The following is a 21015-nucleotide window of genomic DNA, read 5'->3' as shown; positions in this document are numbered from 1 at the left end:
AGTGATGGTGCACCGGCCCGCATTTCCACATACCACCTGACAGAGAGGTGACACATGACAACCACACATAATATCGAAGTTCAGCAAGCAATTCATCAGGCAGCAACCAAGCTGGTCGCCCTGGAGTTCATCGACCAGGAAACTGCCCGGCAGATTTCGCCCGTCGCGGAAGCGGTCGCCAATATGTTCACGATCCTGTACTACCAGGCCGAAACAGGCCGGGCGACGCAGGAGGACTTCCAGGAGGCGTTAGCCACCATCCGGCAGTATGCCCAGCTAACCACGAAGAACGACAGTAGAGGCGGCTACGGGCCGCCTATTGTGTCTTTGGTGGTGTGTAATCGACGGGCGTTAAATCGTCCCCCTCTCCGTTAAATCGGCCCCCCTTAACGGTCACGCCTGCTTCGGTCTTGATGGTTTGAACGCCAGGAACGGGGTGGCTGGGGCGGTGTGTAATAGACGGTTGTAGGAGAGGAATAAAGATTCATACTACAAAGTCTGAGTCACGCTACAACTGAGTAATAAAGTATCATACTGGTTGTCTTGAGCATCTACAGATTGAACTGTCCCATTCAAACACGTTTCTGGACAAAACTGTTTTAGGAAGCTTGCTAATTTAGCTTTTCATAAATAAGTTCTGGTATTGAAAATTGGCCACTAGCTACCGACTCATAACTCAAAATAATCCGCAGTCCTCACCATCATCATCTCACTTCTGCCACTGTTGGCGAAAAATTCGAACAAGTCTACTTGACCTGTCTACAGCTCTACGGTTCATACTATCCAAATACTAAGAACACTTAGGTCAAATCTCACATGTATTTGATTTCTGAACTGGCGGCGAAGGCGGGTATCTCTCGCACCACCTTACTCTATTACGAGAAGTTAGGGCTGATTAACGGCCAACGTCTTGACAATGGATATCGCTATTACAGCGAAAACGATTTGCAGCGACTGTTATTGGTTCAGCAACTTCAAAGTGCAGGACTCTCATTGAAAGAGTGCGAACAATGCTTGGACGCGAAGTTAAGTAGAAGCTTATTGGAAAATCGGCTGACGCAACTCAACCATGAAATTGATAAAAAAATCCACGCCCGTGAGTTGCTACTGGCGTTACTTGGGGAACGTCCACAAAGAGAGTTACACCATTCCCTGAGTCAAAGTGCGCCTAGCGCTTACTTAAACTGGTTAAGTACGCAGGGTTACAGTGAAAAAGAAGCGCTCAGATTAAAGTGGTTATCAAAAGATATGAACGAACATGAGAGTTACATGAAAGATTTTATGACGGTCTTTGCAACATTAGAAAGATGGGGGCCAGGGAGTCACAAGGACTCTTTAAAAGCGATTTCGTTGATGTCGCCCCAAACAATGACCGATATTTTAGACATTGGTTGTGGTGCGGGCACCTCAACATTACTGCTAGCCGATAACAGTACCGCGCACATTACCGCCGTGGACAACGAGCCGATTGCCATCGAACAGCTCAATAAGAAAATCCAAAACGCACAGTTGCATGAGCGCATTTCTCCTGTTTGTGTCTCCATGACGGAACTGCCTTTTCAGGCAAAGAGTTTTGATGCCATTTGGGCGGAAGGCTGCGTCTACATTATGGGAATGGAGAACGCACTAAAGCAATGGAAGCCGCTGTTAAAAGATAATGGCGTGTTGATGGTGAGTGACTTGGTGTGGCTGACCGACTCTCCCAACGAAGAGACAAAACAGTATTGGCTGGCAGACTACCCAGACATTCAATCGATACCTAAACGGCTCGCTCTGTTCAAAAAGCATGGCTACGATGTGATCGAACACTTCTCATTGGGCGTCGATGCATGGCAAAACTACTGGCAACCGCTGCAAGACCGAGTTGAGGAATTACAAGCTGTTATGCCTGCGTCCCAAGCATTGCTGGACATTAACAAAGAGATTTCGATTTACCAGCGATTTGCCACAAAAGATTTTACCTATCAGTACTTTATTTTAAAACTAGCCAAGAGATAGACGCATGAAATACGCATTGTACAAACAAGAACAAACTCAAGAAATTATCACACTGTTCAATGACACATTTTCGGATTCAGAAGGCAAAGAAGAAGGCGCGTTAATTGCGAAACTGGTAGAAGACTTTCTCACGTTACCAACCCAAGATGACGATCTGTATGTATTTATTGCGCAAGATGAACATGAACGCATTGTCGGTAGCATCCTTTTCTCTCGCCTAACCTTCCCGAATGGTGAAAATATCTTCCTTTTATCCCCCGTTGCCGTTGCGACAGATTGTCAGGGGCAAGGTGTAGGCAAAGGGTTAATCCAATTTGGCTTAGCGGCACTGAAAGAAAAAGGCGTCACCGTTGCCATTACCTACGGGGATATCAATTTTTACTCAAAAACAGGATTCGAACCCATCAGTCAGGATGTGATCCAAGCTCCGCTAGACTTGTCCTACCCTGATGGTTGGATTGCACAATCTTTAGTCGGTGGAGTGATCCCTCGCGTTGCGGGTAAGCCAACATGTTTACCCGCCCTCGACAATCCCTATTATTGGTAGGTGGTGAATATGAACGCTCCTTCATTACTAGAGTTAGGTATGCGACCTTTTTTCCAGCAGCAACTGTCTTTAGAAGAGTTAGAGAACGGCTCGCTCGGTCGAATCATCGAACATCATAAATCTGAGGTTGTTTTGATGAGTGACAACGGGACGTTGCGATTGAATCTCCCGCCGAAACTCGAAGCGGTATGCGTGGGCGATTGGGTTGTGTTCGATCACGAACGAATACTTCGTGTGCTCGAAAGACAATCCTTATTCCAGCGCAAAGCGGCTGGCAGCACTCTCAAGCGACAGCTAATCGCAGCCAACATTGATTGTGTATTTATCGTCAGTTCATTCAATGAAGATTTCAGCTTAAATCGCATTGAGCGCTATTTGGCTTTGGCCAATGAAGCAGGCGCTCAGCCCGTGATTGTGCTGACAAAAGCCGATTTATGCCCTGATCCTGATGATATTCGTGAGCAAGTACAAAAGCTTGACCCGTTATTGAGCGTTCACTGTGTTAACGCGTTGGATAGCCAAGACGTTTCTGTATTGGAAAATTACTGTCAGAAAGGCAAGACCATTGCGTTTCTCGGCTCCTCAGGTGTCGGGAAATCAACACTGGTCAATAGCTTACTTGGCCACCATGAAATGGAAACTGGCCATATTCGTGAACAAGACAGCAAAGGTCGCCATACCACTACCCATCGTGCGATTAAATGGTTACCCAGAGGTGGTCTGTTAATGGACACGCCAGGAATGCGAGAATTACAACTGAGCGATGTCAAAGAAGGGATTCAACTCACCTTTGCCGATATTGAATCCCTCGCATCTCAATGTCGTTTTAGTGACTGCCTGCATGAGAATGAACCAAGTTGTGCGGTCAGAGAAGCAGTAGAAAGCGGAGAGCTATCCTCTAGGCGATTAGACAACTACAAAAAGCTACTGCGCGAAGAAGCCCATAACAGTGCGACATTGGCGGAGAGAAGAGCGAAAGATCGCGCGTTTACCAAGATGGTGAACTCCGTTCAAGAGAAAGCGCGATCGGCGAAAAAGTTTCGATAACCATTTAAAGAATCATCATTAATCACAAACCATTGGCTCTTTATTGATCATCTAATCAAAGTACTTCTATATACAGAAAAATATTACTTTTAGTAAGGCAAAATCGTATTAACAAAGTGTGAATGAGTATTTACCCTAAACAGCAACGGGGCACTTTTGAGTTAAGAAGTGCCAACTGTTAAAGTTCTTGATGTAATTATTTCAGCGCTTTTACTAAATTAGTAAATTATGAATAACTAAAGGTATGGATAATCGACAGAGATGAACAGTATTAGTGATACGAATCAATACTGCCTGTGAGCGCTTTAAAACGCTCACAGGATAATTGTATCTTGAATTAAGACATAACCCTTTAATCTAATATTTTAGCGCCAAGCTTAAGCGTGGCGGCGATATTGCGAGCGGTACGAGTCAGATTGTTACTCGCCTCGTTCAATACTTGTTCTAGAGACTGTGGTGATCGAACGGTTCCGAATGTGCTTGTGATGGTGCTGTATAAGTCTTCGATTTCATGACCAAGGGAACCTGCAATACCAATGGTTGGAATACCTTTGCTTTGTGCAAGCTTAGCAATACCAAAAGGCGTTTTACCTTGTAAAGTTTGGTTATCCATCTGACCTTCACCAGTAATCACAAGATCTGCTCCTTCTAGTACTTTGTCTGCCTCTAACACATCCAATACCATTTCAATGCCTCGTTTGATTTGAATATCAAACACCAGAGATAATCCCAACGGCGAACCTCCAGCCGCACCAAAACCTTGGGAATCTGATTGATTAATCTGAGTATGACTAGCGCTCACAGAGGCAAAATGAGAAATTGCGCTATCGAGTGATTGAACCAACTCAAGCGTAGCGCCTTTCTGCGGGCCGAAGACATAACTAGCTCCGTTCTCACCCACTAGCGGGTTTACCACATCACACGCCACGATAAACTCAACGTCTTTGCTACGTGGGTGGATGTCGGATAAATCAATAGTCGCGATTTCTGCTAGCGCTGCGCCACCACGATTAACTTCATTTCCTAGACTATCAAGCAGTTTAGCTCCAAGAGCTTGTGCAATACCCGCTCCTGCATCATTGGTTGCACTGCCACCTAAACCTAAGAGAACCTTAGTCACACCGAGATTTAAAGCCTCTTTAATCAGCTCACCGGTACCAAAACTGGTGGCAATAGCAGGGTTACGATCTTCTGAAGTGATCAAATCTAGACCAGATGCGGCGGCAAACTCAATCAATGCCGTTTGACCATTGTCCAAAAGCGCCCAAGTAGCCATAACAGACTCACCCAATGGCCCCATCACTTGTGATTGGCGTACTTCGCCTTCAAGCCCTTGCAGTAGCACTTCTACGGTACCTTCACCGCCATCTGCCAGTGGCAGATGAACATACTCAGCGTCAGGTAGCACCTGAGCAAAACCAGCCTCAATGCTTTCACATACTTGCTTGGCCGTTAGGGACTCTTTAAATGAATCAGGAGCAATAACAATCTTCATTGTTGTTCACCTTGTCCGTCCTATTGCGAAGACGGAACTCAGAATAATTAAAACTTAGCCTGAAATGACGTCACCAGACATAATGAATGCTCGTTGCCCCGTATATAAAAATACCCAAACGAATAAAGTACGTTTGGGTATTCGGAGCGAGTCAATGCGCTAACCGTAAGGGGGAAGTGAGCACATTGAGGAACTAATTACTAATACCAGTTTGTCTTATGCAAGTTCTGGCCAGTAACCTTTGTTTGCTTCAATCAGCGCATCGAGTACTTTACGTGCTTTTTTCGCATCGCCAACCGTGCGGTTTAGCGTTAGAGCTTGTAGTGCTTTGGTGTAAGAACCTTCAAACCAAGCTTCTACCGTTAGACGCTCGTAAGCGAATTGGTTTTCAATCATACCTTTGTAGAATGTAGGGATCTTACCCACACCGTATGGGCGAGGACCGTTGATGCCAAGCTCAGCAGTCACTTCAACCATAACATCGTTGTCTAGGTTTGCTACTAAACCGTTATTCTCAAGGATCACCACGAACTTACGCTTTTGGTTGAATGCGATTGACTCTGCGACTTCCACGATCATATCGCCGTGCGCATCGTTATGTACCACACTAGAGTTTTTGGTTGTACCATCAAGCACAGCTTGACGACACTCTTCAAATACACGCTTTTCACGACCATTCATTACTTCGTTTGCTCGAGTAAATTCAGGATCCAGTTTAGATAGCTTATACTCTGGGTATAGGTAGTACTGCAGGTATGTATTCGGTAGATAATCTGGGAAATCACGTAGCATGTCAGCAACTGCTGCGTAAGTGTCTAGCCAAGATTGATCGCGTTGCTCTGCATCAACAGGAATGAAGCCATTCTCTGCAATGTAGGCTTTTAGTTTAGGCGCAAGATCTTCACCTTGTTGATTGTATAGGTGAGTAAACCAACCAAAGTGGTTCAGGCCAAAGTACACTGGATCAAATTCGTTTGGATCAACGTTGAGTAGGCGACCGTATGAGCGCAGCAAGTTTACTGGTTGGTCACAGATGTTTAGAATGCGATCATCATGTGGGAAACGTTTTTTCAGTGCATCTGCAACGATAGCCGCTGGGTTGGTGTAGTTTAAGATCCAAGCCTGTGGTGAACGCTCACGTACATCTTCAACCATTTGGATCATGTCGCCAATCGAACGCATACCGTAAGCAAAGCCACCAGGACCACACGTTTCTTGACCGATAATGCCCATTGATAGTGGAATTTTTTCATCTTTCTCGCGCATTTCGTAGCCGCCTGTACGCATTTGGCAAAGTACGAAGTCAACATCTTTATACGCCACGTTCACATCAGTTGTGTATTCAAACTCTAACTCTGGGTAATCCTCAGAGAAAAGTAGTTTCGCATATTCACCAATCGTTTCTTGACGTTCTGCGTTTACATCAAACATGACTAGACGGTTTAATGGGAAGGTGTCTTTACGTTTACATAGTGCTTTTAATAGACCTGGAGTCCAAGTTGAACCACCACCGACAAGAACAATATTGAATGCTTTTTTCATCTTACTTCTACCTAAATCAAATCTGGGAAATGGCCCCTGCCATCAGGAGCGATAATTAAAATGGATTAAATTGCGAGCGCTTTTTTCACATTGTTAGCGATGCTTTCCACTTGTGGACCGTAGATAACTTGCACATCCACATCGCTTGCTCGCTTAACGCCTGATGCGCCGGTTGTTTTTAAAAAGTCATCTTGAACTTTGCTGATATCGTTCACTTTGACGCGTAGGCGAGTGAAGCAGTTATCAACCAGTTGGATGTTGCTTGAACCACCTAGACCTTCGATGATACGTGTCGCTTGTTCTGATGCATTACCCACTACTTCCGTGCTGCTTTCTTCTTTTTCACGACCTGGTGTCGCGACATTGAAGCGCGTGATCACCATGCGGAACACGAAGTAGTAAATTGGGAAGTAACAAGCGCCTACAAGTACTGCGAACCACCATTGAGTTTGCGCACCACCAAGAACACCGAATACAAATAGGTCAATCACACCACCTTGCACATTACCTATCATCACGCCAAAGAGATGCATCAGGGCGAAAGACAAACCCGTCATGATGGCGTGAAAAACAAACAGTAGTGGGCTAACAAAGATAAAGCTGAACTCTAATGGCTCGGTGATACCTGTTGTAAAAGAAGCTAGAGCGCCTGCAATCACTAGGGCTTTAACACGAGTTTTGTGTTCATCACGTGCGCAGTGGTACATCGCAAGCGCCGCACCCGGTAGAGCGAACATCATCACAGGGATCTTACCTTGTGCAAGGAAACGTGTTGCTTCTTTAACAATCTCATTGTCAATACTGCCTGGATGAGTTAAGGCATAGTTAAAGATGCTCAATGCACCTACTACGCTTTCACCGTCTGCGTTAGCAATACCACCGATAGGCGTAAAGCGTACCGTTTCATTTAGAATGTGGTGTAAGCCTGTCGGGATCAGTAAGCGCTCAGTAAAGGCAAATAAGAAAGTACCAAAACTGCCTGCTTGACCAATGAACTCACCAATTTTTGCAATTGCCGCACCAATGGTTGGCCAAATTAACGACATGGCAACACCAACAAGAGGTAGAACAACGACGGTAATGATCGGTACAAAGCGGCGACCACCAAAGAAGTTAATCGCCGTTGGTAACACAATGGTGTAGAAACGGTTATGCAGAGCGACAGTAACGAGACCTGCAATCACACCACCAAGAACGCTCATGTGGTAAGAAAAGATACCCAGTGTGTTACCAAATTCAGCGGCAAACATCATCGCAGCCGTCTTATCCATGCCTTGCGAGACAAGATAAGCAACAGATGTGGTTTGTGGTGTTAATCCCTGAGCCAATAGTGAGTAGTTCACCCCTACGTGCATTGAGATAAAACCAATAATTGCAGCAAATGCTGCGGTTGGTTTCTCTTGTTTCGCTAAGCCGATAGCAGCGGCTACAGCAAAGAAGAGTGGAAGGTTGCCGAACAGTGAGCCGGCAACCTTACGGATAAACCCCAATATCAATTGAACAACTTCAAGTTGGTTGAATGATTGTCCAGTGATGTTTGGGTTCTGTAAGGCGGCGGCTAAACCAAGGAAAATACCTGCGGCGGCGATAACCGAAATCGGCATCATCAACGCTTTTCCTAGGTCTTGTAGCTTAGGACCTAAGTGTTTCATCGTGTGATATCTCCATATCAACATTTTTATTATGGTGTTGATTAGATGTCCTTTATGTATAGTTGTCTATACAACCATGCCTTTTATGTGAGGTTAATCACTAACCATCTTTCAAGTGTCGATAATCACTAAATGATTAAGCTGTTATTAACATTTTCATTAATAGCAGTTGTATAGTTGTGTATTCAAGTTCAGCGAGATAGGATAAGCCGTCTTCAAACAAGGGGGAACGCATGATAGACAAAGAATCTCATGTTCCTATCTATCTACAAATTGAGCGCATTCTCACGCAGCAGATTGAACAAGGCATCTTACATACCGGAGATTCCATTCCATCGGAAACGGTACTCGCTGAGCAATACAAAGTATCACGAATGACAGCACGTAAAGCAGTCGACTATTTGGTTCGACAGGGCGTGGTTGAAAGGCAGCGTGGACGTGGCACATTTATTTGTCAGCCAACCCAAGAGCTTAAGATGGCTCTGCCACTAGATAGGCACTTAACCTCTAGTGAAGTTGCTACCTCGCTTAACTCACCGATTAGTAACAAACTGCTGCATCTTGAGAAGATTGAAGCGCCTAATCATATTGCCCAAGAGCTTGGTTTAGAGCCTGGTAGTTTGGTTTGGTATATGAAACGGTTGCGTTTGGTGGGGGAGATCCCTTTTGTATTTGAATCATCTTATATGCTCGCAGAACCCATGTTTGCCGATCTAGAATCGCGTCATTTAAATAGCTCTAAATACAGCTATCTTGCAGAGAAAGGGCAAAAGGTCGGCGGTAGCCAAAAACGTATTCGAGCCGAGTTACCATCTGAAGAAGTGCGCATGCTATTGGGATTGAAACGAGATGAGCCAGTGCTGTGCGCTCATAGTATTGCGCGCCTAGAATCAGGCCAAGTGTTTGAAGCTTCCGATATCTATTATAATCAAGAGCATTATACGTTTACTTTAGAAGCAACAAGATAACGAATAGCCCTTAAAACATTCTGTCAAAAATAAATCGCGAGATGAGACTGACCTATCCTAAAGATACTATTAGCTTACGAGGGCATAACATAACTCAAAGGTGATCAATTTGACCTTCCATGGATCACAACGAGTTGCCTGAGGTCGAGATATCCTTGAAAGCGCAGGCACAGACGTAAACTAATTGAATTGCCGCCGACTTGATAGACACGTTTTAGCTAGATGGATGTAAAAGGATTACTTTTAGTAGGGCAAGCACATATGATCAGCATGTGAATGAGTATTTACTCTGGCTGATAATGGGGCACTTCTGAGTTACGAAGTGCCAACCATGAAGGTTCTGGACAATTCCGAGTTACGACCCATTGAGCACTCTGTCTTAACAAATAATTGCTGGTATAGCAAAAATTTGCCAAATCAAATTTTAGTTAATGATCATATCTCGTTGACTAACTTCTACCAAATTATCAAACTCTGATACTCGTGCCAAAAATGCGGGTTTCTGGATGCTAGGAAGCGACTTCGCGATAGGTAAATCGGCTTTCATTGCATCCACAGGACGATTGCGAACTAAAACTTCAAAGTGTAAATGTGGTCCGGTTAAGCGGCCTGTCGCCCCGGCAAGAGCGATTTTTTGCCCACGTTTTACACGTTGACCTTTTTTCACCAAGATTTTATCCAAGTGTAAGTAACGCGTTTTGTACACGCTGTTATGTTCAATCACTAAATAGTTGCCGGCATAAGGGTGTTTACGAACCGCAATCACTTTTCCATCCCCTGTAGAATAAACCGGCGCACCAATTGGTGTCGCGAAATCCGTTCCGTTATGTGGAGCTATTCTTCCCGTTACTGGATGCTTACGCTTAGGATTAAATCCAGAGGTGACTCGGCGGTATGCCTTATCGACAGGATAGCGGTTAAATGCTCGCTCCAAACTGTTGCCAGCTCTATCATAGAACCGTCCATCCTCGGCTAAAAATGCGCTGACTTCACCCTTCGCTAACTTAAAAGAAATCGCCTTAATCTCACTGTTACCGGTGTTGTGTTCACCTAAATATTGCTGTTTCACTAATATATCGAAACGGTCACCGGCTCTAAGGGAACGAGAAAAATCAATCTTATCTTTCATCACCTGCGTGATATTTGCAACTTGGCTTGATGTCAATCCCACTCGATGGGCCGAAACCGAAAAGCTTCCGTTGATTTCTCCCGAAAATAAGATTTCACGCCATTCCCCTGAAATTTCCTGGAGTTCGTAAGAGAAGGAACCATCGTTTTCTCTAGTGTAGATAGCCTTCTCTACAAGACTCATATGATAAATTAGCTGGCTCAATTGCCCCATGTCATCCATCACTAATTCAAGTTCTTCTCCGGGCTGAATCATGTCTAGCTGGAGATGGTCAAGATCAACCGAGAGAATTTGCTGCAAAATACGATAAGGGACACCCAATTGAGCGAAGATATCACTAAGCGTGTCTCCCACTTTTACCATGTAGTGTATCCGTTTAGGTTGAGGTAACAGGGTCAAACTGGTATCTGAGGGCACTATCATCTCTGATGATGGCGGTTGCGATGTAGTAACGCTTTGATTGAGTGGAACGCTGTGACTATCTTGATTTGGCTCATACATGGTAGGGAGAAGCAAAGCGACCGAAAAACAAAGTACAGCAACGATTAAAGCAATAAATCTAAATTTACCCATGAGAAACTAAATATCAACACCTGTTTTGTTATGTTATAACATATCTCGTTTTAATTCTGCTTAGTTTTGTCAGCGTTTATTCAATTTATTCGATTGGCTTAGAACACACCTCAATCAACTCGTTCTCTTTGAAAGGGCTCAACAATGAACAAACTTAATTCAGTACTTATCGTTGCAGGAACACACGGAAACGAGCTTTCCGGTATCTATTTACATAAACTAATCAAAGAAAAACGTTACTCTGTCGAGAGATCAACTTTTTCTGCCGATTCGATCATCGCCAACTCCGAAGCGGTAAAGCGCAACGTTCGTTACATCGATACCGACTTAAATCGCGAGTTCTCAGTAACGAATAACAAATGTTGCTCCGATTTGCATGAAAGCAAGATTGCACATCAATTCATTGAGCAATACGCAAACCAAGAAAAACAGTTGATTGTTGACCTGCACAATACAACAAGCAATATGGGAGCGACGTTGATTCTGCTTTCTAACGATGTGTTCTATCGGAAATTGGGGGCGTACGTTAAACAGCGAATGCCGTCGGCACATATCCTTTTCGAAGAGCGAAAAGAATGGCAAGAGCAACCTTACCTTTGTACTGCTGGGCAATATGGGATAATGGTTGAAGTCGGGGCACAAGCACATGGTGCGCTAAAGTACGACACCTTAGAGTTGATGAAAAAGATGCTTACCGCAGTATTGGACTATGTTGAAAAACACAACCTCAACCAAATAGGCTTACTGAGCGAGTATGACGCCTTTTTTTACACCGAAGAAATCAAGATTCCACTTGACCAAGAGGGTATGCGACAAGCCTTAGTGCACCCTACTATTTGTGGCAGAGATTTTGAGGCGGTCAAGCCAGGAAACCCAATTTTAGCGACTTTCGCTGGTTACGATATTCATTGGAATGGACAAGGGGATATTTACCCGCACTTTATCAATGAGAGCGCCTACAACAAAGCCAACATTGCAATGGCTCTCGCGGAACAACGTCGTGTTTCTCCTGTATAACTCCAAGATGCATCTTGGCTGTTCTTGACTGTAGGTAGCGCCAACAAATTGAGTCTAGTGGGACGGTTCCTGAGCAACACCACAAACATGTAAGATAAGTAAATCCATGTAAGCAATACGGTTTTAAAACGTTCTTGCCTACATGGTCAAATTACAATATTGGAGAAATGCCGTAATATTGCCCACCAATAAATGTGAACCCCAGCATCATCAGCAATACACCACTGATAAATTGTAGAAAATAGCCTGCATTCGCCCAATTTGCTTTGTTATTCCCTTTCGATGGGGTCAAATAACGCTTGACCCATTGCTTACCGGTTAAGGTCATTACCGCAATGATGGATGTTGTAAATGCAGTACCTATTGCCATGACTATCGCGCTAGCAACTCCCATCCAGTACAACCCAACCATATTGGCAAACAGCAACACCATAATGGCGCCTGTACAAGGACGAATCCCAATACTTGCAACAATGCCAACATACTCTCGCCAAGTTGCAGCATTGTTGATCGCTTGTGCACTGGCAACATGTTTATGTCCACATCCACAACTTTCCAGAGTAGCTCTATGTGGATTGGTCAATGCAATCGGCGTTCGCAGAGTCGAAGAATAAACAACGGATTTTTTGTCGAGACGCGACTGTTCTGAAGAAGCACTCATCGTCAGTGGCATCATACGGACGAACTTAATTTTCGCAGGTCTCATCGTACGGTAAAGCTGGTTGGCAGCTTTCCAACAGATTGAACATCCAAGCATCACCACTAATGCAAAACTCAGTGACACAAAAAAATTTGCTTGTTGATTAACGACTCGCATTGAGGCATTGAAGCCCCACAACAGAATACTCACCAGCACAATCGCCACTAGTGCCTGACAAAATGCAGAGAGGATGGTTAAGGCTAAGCTAGTTTTGACTTTTGTGGGGTGGGTCGCTAAGTAAGTCGTGACAATCACTTTGCCATGCCCAGGGCCTAACGAATGAAGCATTCCATACAGAAAACTCACGCCAACCAAATAACCTCCGGCCAGCCACGGTTGAGTTTGTGCATCGTATAATAAATCTGCAAGTTCGCTATTCACTTCCCGTTGCCACTGTAAACTCGCTATTATCAGTGAAGGCCACGCTAGCCAGAATTGATACCCACTGATCATCACCAAGGCACAAGCCAAAAAGGAAAGAAGATAGCGGCGTCGGTTTCGCGTTAAACGGTTCATTTCATTACGCTGTGAATGTGAATTCATCAGTATCATTCCTATCTCTGATAGTTTATTGGTCATTGCGTTTAGGGGACACTTGTGCAGTGAAGGTTCGCTGTTTGAGTAAAGAGTTGACCCAACGCATAATCAGGATCTGCATCTGCTGGGAGAGACATCGCGTAGTTCATTTGCTCTGGCGTTGGATTGGGTTGTGCCAGAGTCAATCGGCATTGCCGCGAAAGCTCGTCAGACAATTGAATATCGCTGACAGATGTCCAAGCCATATCAACGTAATAACTCGGGTCAAAAATCAGTAAACGTAATGAATCGCTTGTAACGGGTTGGGGCTTGGAAAGTGGTAACTCAAAGTTCAGCACTAACTTTGCTCGATTACGCGTGAGCTTTTCACTGTGTGCGATACTATATTTGACAGGCGTATCCCCATCATAAAAATAAGTGAAGTAATGCTCATACAACATATTATCCAGTACCGAGACGGCTAACTTGCGCAGTGTCTCCTGTGCATGGTTAGGTGACATATCTTCACCATCAAGCATATAGGCGGATGTCATCGGGTCAAAAGTCCACTCCATCTTAAAACCCGTAATCATCCCATCGCGGCCTTGGATGTATGTTTTCATCTCAACCCATGAGTGAGGATGAGCCTGAACTGTACAGGCATAAAATGCGGTGACTAACCCTAGAAGGCGACATAAGTACCGTAAGCGCAGATCTAAAAGAAATCCCATTAACATATTTAGAAAGTAAGGCATGGTGGGTAGCAGGGATGTTTTTTCTTCTGGGTCATGATGTCTTCTCTAAACATCGAAATAATCGATCTTCAAATTGGTCATCTAGACCGGAAGAAATCAGTTCAATTCGGCTTTCTGAACACTCGTCTAGTTCAAACTCTGTGAGTCCATCTGAGGTTAGGTTGTAACCAAAAATACCGCTTCCCGTGATAAAAACCGCTTTCATTCGTTCGAGCTTGAGGTCGAGCAGCAACAATCTCAGCTTTTGATGATCAAACACTTTTTCAGCGGAGATACGCCAACCGATACTGTAGAAACCCTCTCCCTGGTTGGTTGCTTTTAGAATGCCGCTCTCGGGTATAAGCAACTCAGGAACAAGCGACTTTTTCTCTCGTTCACGGTAAACAACAGAGGGCGTTTTTTTCACATCAATACGAGTCGCTCCCTCAAATTCATGAAAAGGGATAGCGCCATGTTCAGCGAAAATCACTTTTGTTTCCCGCAGACCGAGCTTTGCTATATAAGCCGTCAGCTTTTGCTCATCTTCATCTTGATAGAGATCGCGCTTATTACCTACCACTGTATCTGCGATAGCGATTTGCTGGTTAAACGTTTCATACTCAGTGTACTTAGGATCCGATAGTTTACGTGCATCGACTAAAGTAATGTTTTTTTGCAACGCGAGAATTTGGCGATAGTACTCTGTCGATAGCACTTGAAGCACTTCTTTAGGATGACCAAGGCCTGTAGGCTCAATCAACAATCGATCTGGCCTTGCTTCAGACAATAATTGATTTAAGGCAATTTGCATCGGAAGACCTGCTGCACAGCACATACATCCCCCGGGGACCTCTCGAATAAACACTTGGTCTTGTTGTTTTTTTTGGCCTTGTAACAAGCTGCCATCAATACCAACTTCGCCAAATTCATTGACTAATACAGCCCAACGTTCATGACTTGGTTTATGGGCCAATAAGTGCATGATTGCCGATGTTTTCCCCACCCCGAGAAAGCCTGTGATGATGTTCGTCGGCACTCGCGAAATTAGAGGCTTATTAAAGTTCATTGGCAATTCTCCGATAGCCTTGGACTAGCTCATGGTTGGCAGAAACGACGGATTCGGAAAAAGCTGAATATTCTGGTGGCACTTTAGAGATACTCTCTAAATCAAAACCGACACCAATGTTGGTCATCGGCGGCACATGGAAACAAGCGGGTAAATCGAGGCCATCAACGACACAGTTATGACGAATAACGCACCTCTCACCGATGATGCTATTGAACACGACGGAGTTGAAGCCAATGAACACATCATCACAAACCTGGCAAGGACCATGAATAATCGAACGATGAGCGATGGATGAGCGCTCGCCAATGGTCACCGCAGCCCCTGCCTTAGAATGAATAACGACACCATCTTGGATATTGGTATCACGTTTGATGACGATAGCTTCCATGTCTCCATGGTTATTAACTTCGTCAGCTCGGATAACGGCATACGGTCCAATAAAAACGTTATCCTCAATAATGACTTTGCCACAGATAATAGCGGTTGGATCAATAAAGGCTGTTGAGGACACCTGTGGCATATGGCCCGTTGGGTTTCTTCTTAACATAGTGCTTCCAGTTTGTTCATGGTTCTTGCTTTGCGATAAGCCACTTAACGATTGAAGGATAAACGCATCGCTGCGGCTGGTTTATCGATGACTTTGTTATTGGCATAAACTAGCGCGCCATTGACCCAAGTCTTTTGAATTTGAGCTGAAAATTCATGTCCAGCAAAAGGCGACCAGCCACAGTGATATAAACTGTTTTCGTGGCTAACTCGTGTTGGGGTATGAGCATCAACTAACACCAAATCAGCGTAGTAACCTTCGCGAATAAAGCCTCTGCCTTGAATGCCATAGCGAATGGCTGGATTGTGCGCGGTTTTTTCGACGACTTGAGTCAAACTCATATGGCCCAAAAGAACATGATCGAAGAGTGTAAGTAACGCATGCTGAACCAACGGCAACCCCGCAGGCGCCTGCTCGTAAGGCACTTGTTTTTCTTGCCAAGTGTGAGGCGCGTGATCTGTTGCAATGATATCTATTAGACCTGTATTTAACGCTGCCAATAGCGCGTCGCGGTCATTAGGGGATTTGATTGAGGGATTGCATTTGATCAGGTTACCGAGCTGCGCATAATCTTTGCTACTGAACCAGAGGTGATGGACACAAGCTTCCGCGGTGATTGATTTGTCTCGAATATCACCCGCGTCAAACAGCGCCAGCTCCTTCGCCGTTGTGATGTGCAGCACATGCAGTTGGCTGTGGTATTTTTTGGCAAGTTCTACCGCATAAGAAGATGAGACGTAACACGCCTCTTCGTCACGCAAAATGGGATGGTCTTCAATGGTGAACTCTGACTTATTAAGTCGTTGCTTTTGCTGATTTTGTTTAATAACAGTCCCACTTTCACAGTGAGTAACAATGAGTACTGGAGAATCACGAAAAATTGGCTCTAAGGCTTGCGGGTCTTCGACCAGCAAATTTCCCGTCGATGCCCCCATAAACACTTTCACACCACAATGCTGTTTAGGGTTAAGCTGTTTGATTTGTTCTAGATTGTCTTCGGTTGCACCAAGGTAGAAAGAATAATTCGCAAACGAGCTGTCTTTAGCGAGAGCAAACTTGCGCTCTAACGCATCAATAGTCGTCGTGGCAGGACTAACATTAGGCATTTCCATGTAGCTTGTGATACCACCTGCTACCGCTGCCCGCGACTCGCTTGCAATTGTGCCTTTATGCGTCAGCCCTGGCTCTCGGAAATGCACCTGATCGTCAATCATGCCTGGCAGTAAATAAGCCCCTTGAGCATCAATGATGACGCCCCCTGACTGTGAGGTGATGTCGCGGCCAATGCGTTCGATATGCTCATCAACAATACGTAAGTCGGCTTCAATGATGGCACCCTCATTGACTATTCGGGCATTTTTAATCAATGTCGTTGGCATAAGTCCTCAAGCTTCCGGAATATTAGGGAAATAAAAGAAAGGGCATAAATGGTCGTCGTGAAAATGTCATTCACAACCAAGTTCCCTAGATTGTTTTATGGAACAGTCGTCGCAGACACAGGTAATTTCAAATTGAGGGTTGATGACGGTGTAGCCTTCTTGCCTTGCGTTTGCTCGTATGCTGGAAATAACCCGAGCATTAATTATTACTTCTCTGACCTTGCCACATTCCGCGCAGATCAAGAACTGAGTAGCACTATGCTCATGATTACGTTCGATATGAGAACAGACTATGTATTTGTTAGAGATATTGAGCTTATGAACGAAATGTTCAGCCACAAGAAAGTCCAATATCCGATAAACCGACATCGCTTGGATCTGCTGCGAAAAATGACAATTGCAATAATCAACTATTTCATAGGCGGAAAGCGGCTTATTAGCATGCAGCAATACGCTCAAGACCAACCTCCGTTTGGTCGTAAGTTGCTTACCTCGGACTAGGCAGATTTTCTCTGCCTGCTCCATAACGCCTTCGATATCTCGCATTTTTCTAGATAAAGTCCAGTGTAAGCAATAATCGCCGCTCGTCCTGTCCGACATGTGGAGAACGATGTATCAGCCCGCCATTTTCGTTGCCTTCCCAGCCACTGCCTTTGAGTAAGGCGACATCACCGGGCTGCATTTGTCGTATTGACCTGTCAGAATCGTACAGACCCGACAGATGATCAGGTTGACCAAGACTACCTGCACCAAGTTTAGTGCGATCAATAACGTCGTTAGTCAGCCACTCCGTCGCTCGGCCGGTATAAGTGGTGACCAGTCTGCAAGGCACGCGATCAAAGTGAAATTTCGGGCACATTGGGCTGTCTAAACGAGTTAACCTCAAACCGGCTTCTTTCACATCAAACAAACAGCAGAACATATCGACGATTAAGGCAATATCTTCACTCAATGCATCCGCGCACACATAGCCCTCTAACTTGCTTCGCACCCATTGTGCAGCATCATCTGGCGTGACACTTTGTACCAGTGCCAATCGAGGCTCCTGAGCCAACATCAGATCAATGTTTTTCGTCAGCTCTTTTGAGAGCGTTCGCTGCCATATGGCAATATTGTGCTCTGGTCTGTAGATGTCGCTAAGTATGTGCGCTGATGTTGATATCGCTATCGATGACGCACCTTGGACAGTGGCCGGATCCTCAAAGATATCAATGCTCATACCTCTTCCTCCCAGGCACTAAAAGGATCCGGTAAGGTTTGCCACAATGCTTTACCCGCAAGCAGTTCTTCTTCTGTCAGCAGGCATTGATCAAGTGCTTCAATCATGGCGGCCTTGTCTAGGCCTTGACCAATAAACACCAGTTCTTGGCGCATATCACCAAATGGCTCAACCCAGTTTTCTTCTATGGCTTTGAGATATTCAGGGTCAGTCGGCCATTGCTCTTTAGGGATGGCTTTCCAAAACATTCCGGCAAAACCATAATGAGCAATACCGCCCGCTTGATTCCACTGCCCGGCAAACTCAGGGCGAGAAGCCAACCAGAAATATCCTTTTGAGCGGATCAGCTTTCCAAAATGAGTGGTACTGTGTAGAAACTGATAAAATTTTTCAGGGTGAAATGGACGTCGTGCCTGATAGCTAAAACTGCTGATACCATACTCTTCGGTCTCCGGAACGTGTTCACCTCGCAGTTCTTTTAGCCAACCCGGTGCTTGCTGTGCGCGTTCAAAATTAAATAAGCCCGTATCCAATACATCAGATATATCCACTTGCCCATTTTGTATGGAAATAATGCGAGCATGTGTATTTAGCGTTCTCAAAATTGCTTTCAAACGCTCGACTTCTTCGGTAGGAGCGAGATCGGTTTTACTGATCAAAATGACATCCGCAAACTCAACTTGATCTATCAATAAGTCAGAAACACTGCGATGGTCTTCTTCGCCTAAATGCTCACCGGTCTCTTGAAGAGATTGCGCGGCTTCGTAGTCACGCAAAAAGTTCACTGCATCTACGACTGTCACCATGGTATCTAATGTGGCCACATCAGACAGTGATACGCCATTTTCGTCAGCAAAGGTAAAAGTTTCAGCCACGGGGAGTGGCTCAGAAATACCGGTAGATTCAATAACGAGATTATCGAAGCGGCCTTCTTGGGCCAGTTTGGTCACTTCTATCAACAGATCTTCACGAAGCGTGCAGCAAATACAGCCATTACTCATTTCCACCAATTTTTCTTCTTTGTGATTAAGCGATACTTCGTTTTTCACCGTCGCGGAATCAATATTGATTTCACTCATATCGTTAACAATCACCGCGACTCTCTTGCCTTCGCGATTATTGAGAATATGACTGAGCACAGTCGTTTTTCCTGCCCCAAGAAAGCCGGAAAGTACAGTCACAGTGATTTTTTTCTGACTCATTTTGCTCACTCCAAAATTGATATAATTATTTTATGTTTCTTGTCGACGCTCTGTGTTTGCTCGCAACTTATGGCGGACGATCCAAATAGTGCTCGATAAAATAAATAACACAGTTGCGACACAAACCATTGTTGGTCCCGTCGGGGTATCTAGAAGATAAGAGGCGCGTAGACCAATCACACTGGCACTACTGCCAATCAGCGCAGCCAGTATCACCATCATTTCAGGCGTTTGACTAAATGGCCGAGCTGTCGCTGCTGGAATGATAAGCATGGCGACAATCAGCAATACGCCCACTACTTTAATAGCCACAGCGACCACAATGGCGAGCGCGATAGTGAGAATCAGTTGCTCTCGTTTTGGTGAAAAACCACTCGCCAATGCCAGATCTTTATTTAGCGTCGATAGAAGAAGCCCAGACCAACGCAATCGAATCAAGCCAATCACTAATACCGTGCCTGTCCAGATAATCAGTAAATCCGTTTTACTCACGGCCAGAATGTCGCCAAACAAGTAGGCCATCAGATCCATTCGAATACCGGAGAGAAAAGAAACAGCCACCAGGCCAAACGCCAGTGCCGAATGCGCCATTACTCCTAACAGCGTATCCATCGCGAACCCTCGACCCGTGAATGAAGAAACCGTGATAGCCATGAGTAACGCAATAAACAATACGCCAGGGAAAATCGGCAGCGAAAAAGAGAGCGACAATGCGACACCCAGCATCGAAGCATGAGCCGTTGCATCACCGAAATAAGCCATGCGGCGCCAAACAATAAAGCACCCTAAAGGCGCCGCGGCCAACGCTACACCCACACCAGCCAAACCTGCGCGCCAAACAAAATCATCCAACATGTAATGAGCCTCTGCGAGAGGGGGGGGCGAAGTTCTGATGTCGATAGACGCCAAGGACATCATCGTCGTCTAGGCCAAAAAGTGCTTTGTATTCTGAAGATTGACTAACCGTTTCCGGAACGCCTTCACAACATACACGGCCGTTTAAACAGATAACGCGGTCGGTTCGTTTCATCACTACATGCAGATCATGGCTGACCATAATGACAGCGCAGCCGCTCTCCTGACGAATGGCATCGATTTGTTGATAAAAGCCCACAGTTCCACGTTGGTCGAGCCCTTGTGTCGCTTCATCCAGCAGCAGTAGAGACGGTTTATCTAGCAATGCTCTAGCTAGTAAAACTCTTTGTAATTGTCCGCCGGATAAGGAGATCAGTTGCTGTTTTTCTAAATCTTCGGCGCCTGCTTGTACTAGCGCCTCCTTAATAGCCTGTTTTGAATGACGCAATGGTAATGTTAAAAATCGGTTCACCGTCATCGGCAAAGTTTCATCAATGTGAAGTCTTTGTGGTACGTAACCTATCTTCAAGTTGTCAGCACGAATCACGTGACCACTCATTGGTAGCACTGACCCAATCAAAGTTTTCAATAACGTTGATTTCCCAGAACCATTGGGCCCTACAATCGTTACGATTTCGCCCTGAGTCACCGACATATTGACACTATCCAAAATCAGGTGTTGCCCAAACCGGACAGACAACGCTTGTGAAGAAATCAACATCTACTTTCTCTCATTGTGATGACTACTCGCTGCGCGATAAATTTTTAAACAGCAAAGTATAGGTTTCTCAAACCCACGGATACGTTATAACATAACAATTAATGT

Annotated in this window: 20 protein-coding genes; 6 read left to right on the top strand and 14 right to left on the bottom strand. The window is 44.9% G+C overall.

Annotation, left to right across the window (positions count from 1 at the left end; translation table 11 throughout):
• The first annotated feature begins 54 nt into the window (after nucleotides 1-54).
• From CEQ48_RS14960 to rsgA, 4 genes are all read left to right on the top strand, one after another.
• Complete coding sequence (locus CEQ48_RS14960) at nucleotides 55-375, top strand: type I toxin-antitoxin system ptaRNA1 family toxin (protein ID WP_232477858.1); 321 nt, start codon at nucleotides 55-57, stop codon at nucleotides 373-375.
• Nucleotides 376-816: 441 nt separating this feature from the next.
• Nucleotides 817-1998 carry a MerR family transcriptional regulator gene (locus CEQ48_RS14955; RefSeq protein WP_089071802.1) on the top strand — a complete coding sequence of 394 codons (1182 nt, stop codon included), beginning with the start codon at nucleotides 817-819 and terminating at the stop codon, nucleotides 1996-1998.
• Nucleotides 1999-2002: 4 nt separating this feature from the next.
• Nucleotides 2003-2545 (top strand): GNAT family N-acetyltransferase, encoded by a 543-nt coding sequence (locus CEQ48_RS14950; RefSeq protein ID WP_089071801.1) that lies wholly within the window; start codon nucleotides 2003-2005, stop codon nucleotides 2543-2545.
• Nucleotides 2546-2554: 9 nt separating this feature from the next.
• Entirely contained in the window at nucleotides 2555-3592 is a 1038-nt protein-coding gene (gene rsgA, locus CEQ48_RS14945; protein WP_089071800.1) for a ribosome small subunit-dependent GTPase A, read from the top strand.
• 352 nt (nucleotides 3593-3944) lie between these two features.
• Here rsgA and CEQ48_RS14940 read toward each other — a convergent pair whose 3' ends face one another.
• The 3 genes from CEQ48_RS14940 to CEQ48_RS14930 all read right to left on the bottom strand — a co-directional run bounded on the left by CEQ48_RS14940 (nucleotide 3945) and on the right by CEQ48_RS14930 (nucleotide 8281).
• Nucleotides 3945-5087 carry a glycerate kinase gene (locus CEQ48_RS14940; protein ID WP_089071799.1) on the bottom strand — a complete coding sequence of 381 codons (1143 nt, stop codon included), beginning with the start codon at nucleotides 5085-5087 and terminating at the stop codon, nucleotides 3945-3947.
• A 216-nt stretch (nucleotides 5088-5303) separates the two neighbouring features.
• Nucleotides 5304-6629: a 6-phospho-alpha-glucosidase gene (locus tag CEQ48_RS14935; RefSeq protein ID WP_039985577.1), complete on the bottom strand. Its 1326-nt coding sequence runs from the start codon at nucleotides 6627-6629 to the stop codon at nucleotides 5304-5306.
• A 65-nt stretch (nucleotides 6630-6694) separates the two neighbouring features.
• Entirely contained in the window at nucleotides 6695-8281 is a 1587-nt protein-coding gene (locus CEQ48_RS14930; protein WP_089071798.1) for a PTS transporter subunit EIIC, read from the bottom strand.
• Nucleotides 8282-8514: 233 nt separating this feature from the next.
• Here CEQ48_RS14930 and CEQ48_RS14925 point away from each other — a divergent pair, with 233 nt between their 5' ends.
• Nucleotides 8515-9249: a GntR family transcriptional regulator gene (locus CEQ48_RS14925; protein WP_039985575.1), complete on the top strand. Its 735-nt coding sequence runs from the start codon at nucleotides 8515-8517 to the stop codon at nucleotides 9247-9249.
• Nucleotides 9250-9673: 424 nt separating this feature from the next.
• Here CEQ48_RS14925 and CEQ48_RS14920 read toward each other — a convergent pair whose 3' ends face one another.
• The gene (locus CEQ48_RS14920) at nucleotides 9674-10951 is read right to left on the bottom strand and encodes a peptidoglycan DD-metalloendopeptidase family protein (RefSeq protein ID WP_089071797.1); all 1278 of its coding nucleotides are present in this window, start codon (nucleotides 10949-10951) and stop codon (nucleotides 9674-9676) included.
• A 144-nt stretch (nucleotides 10952-11095) separates the two neighbouring features.
• Here CEQ48_RS14920 and CEQ48_RS14915 point away from each other — a divergent pair, with 144 nt between their 5' ends.
• Nucleotides 11096-11968 (top strand): aspartoacylase, encoded by an 873-nt coding sequence (locus CEQ48_RS14915; RefSeq protein WP_089071796.1) that lies wholly within the window; start codon nucleotides 11096-11098, stop codon nucleotides 11966-11968.
• Nucleotides 11969-12119: 151 nt separating this feature from the next.
• Here CEQ48_RS14915 and CEQ48_RS14910 read toward each other — a convergent pair whose 3' ends face one another.
• From CEQ48_RS14910 to CEQ48_RS14865, 10 genes are all read right to left on the bottom strand, one after another.
• On the bottom strand, nucleotides 12120-13184 hold the full coding sequence (locus CEQ48_RS14910) for a nickel/cobalt transporter (protein WP_373419687.1): 1065 nt from the start codon (nucleotides 13182-13184) through the stop codon (nucleotides 12120-12122).
• A 68-nt stretch (nucleotides 13185-13252) separates the two neighbouring features.
• On the bottom strand, nucleotides 13253-13939 hold the full coding sequence (locus CEQ48_RS14905; protein ID WP_089071794.1) for a DUF1007 family protein: 687 nt from the start codon (nucleotides 13937-13939) through the stop codon (nucleotides 13253-13255).
• A 31-nt stretch (nucleotides 13940-13970) separates the two neighbouring features.
• Nucleotides 13971-14984, bottom strand: a complete 1014-nt coding sequence (locus tag CEQ48_RS14900; protein ID WP_089071793.1) for a CobW family GTP-binding protein — start codon at nucleotides 14982-14984, stop codon at nucleotides 13971-13973.
• Entirely contained in the window at nucleotides 14974-15534 is a 561-nt protein-coding gene (locus tag CEQ48_RS14895) for an LbetaH domain-containing protein (RefSeq protein ID WP_089071792.1), read from the bottom strand. Before CEQ48_RS14895 ends, CEQ48_RS14900 begins: the two co-directional genes overlap by 11 nt.
• 44 nt (nucleotides 15535-15578) lie before the next feature.
• Nucleotides 15579-16913, bottom strand: coding sequence for a dihydroorotase (locus CEQ48_RS14890; RefSeq protein WP_089071791.1), 1335 nt, complete (start codon nucleotides 16911-16913; stop codon nucleotides 15579-15581).
• 66 nt (nucleotides 16914-16979) lie between these two features.
• Complete coding sequence (locus tag CEQ48_RS14885) at nucleotides 16980-17459, bottom strand: Fur family transcriptional regulator (protein WP_089071790.1); 480 nt, start codon at nucleotides 17457-17459, stop codon at nucleotides 16980-16982.
• Nucleotides 17460-17463: 4 nt separating this feature from the next.
• Complete coding sequence (locus CEQ48_RS14880; RefSeq protein WP_089071789.1) at nucleotides 17464-18132, bottom strand: DUF1826 domain-containing protein; 669 nt, start codon at nucleotides 18130-18132, stop codon at nucleotides 17464-17466.
• A complete protein-coding gene (gene zigA, locus CEQ48_RS14875; RefSeq protein ID WP_089071788.1) occupies nucleotides 18129-19334 on the bottom strand; it encodes a zinc metallochaperone GTPase ZigA in 1206 nt (401 codons plus the stop codon). The genes CEQ48_RS14880 and zigA overlap by 4 nt, the downstream gene beginning before the upstream one ends.
• A 30-nt stretch (nucleotides 19335-19364) precedes the next feature.
• Complete coding sequence (locus tag CEQ48_RS14870) at nucleotides 19365-20189, bottom strand: metal ABC transporter permease (protein ID WP_089071787.1); 825 nt, start codon at nucleotides 20187-20189, stop codon at nucleotides 19365-19367.
• Nucleotides 20179-20910 (bottom strand): ATP-binding cassette domain-containing protein, encoded by a 732-nt coding sequence (locus CEQ48_RS14865; protein WP_089071786.1) that lies wholly within the window; start codon nucleotides 20908-20910, stop codon nucleotides 20179-20181. Before CEQ48_RS14865 ends, CEQ48_RS14870 begins: the two co-directional genes overlap by 11 nt.
• Between the last annotated feature and the right edge of the window lie 105 nt (nucleotides 20911-21015).

The organism is Vibrio tarriae, assembly GCF_002216685.1.
GTDB lineage: Bacteria > Pseudomonadota > Gammaproteobacteria > Enterobacterales > Vibrionaceae > Vibrio > Vibrio tarriae.
This window is presented reverse-complemented; position numbering and strand designations above follow the sequence as displayed.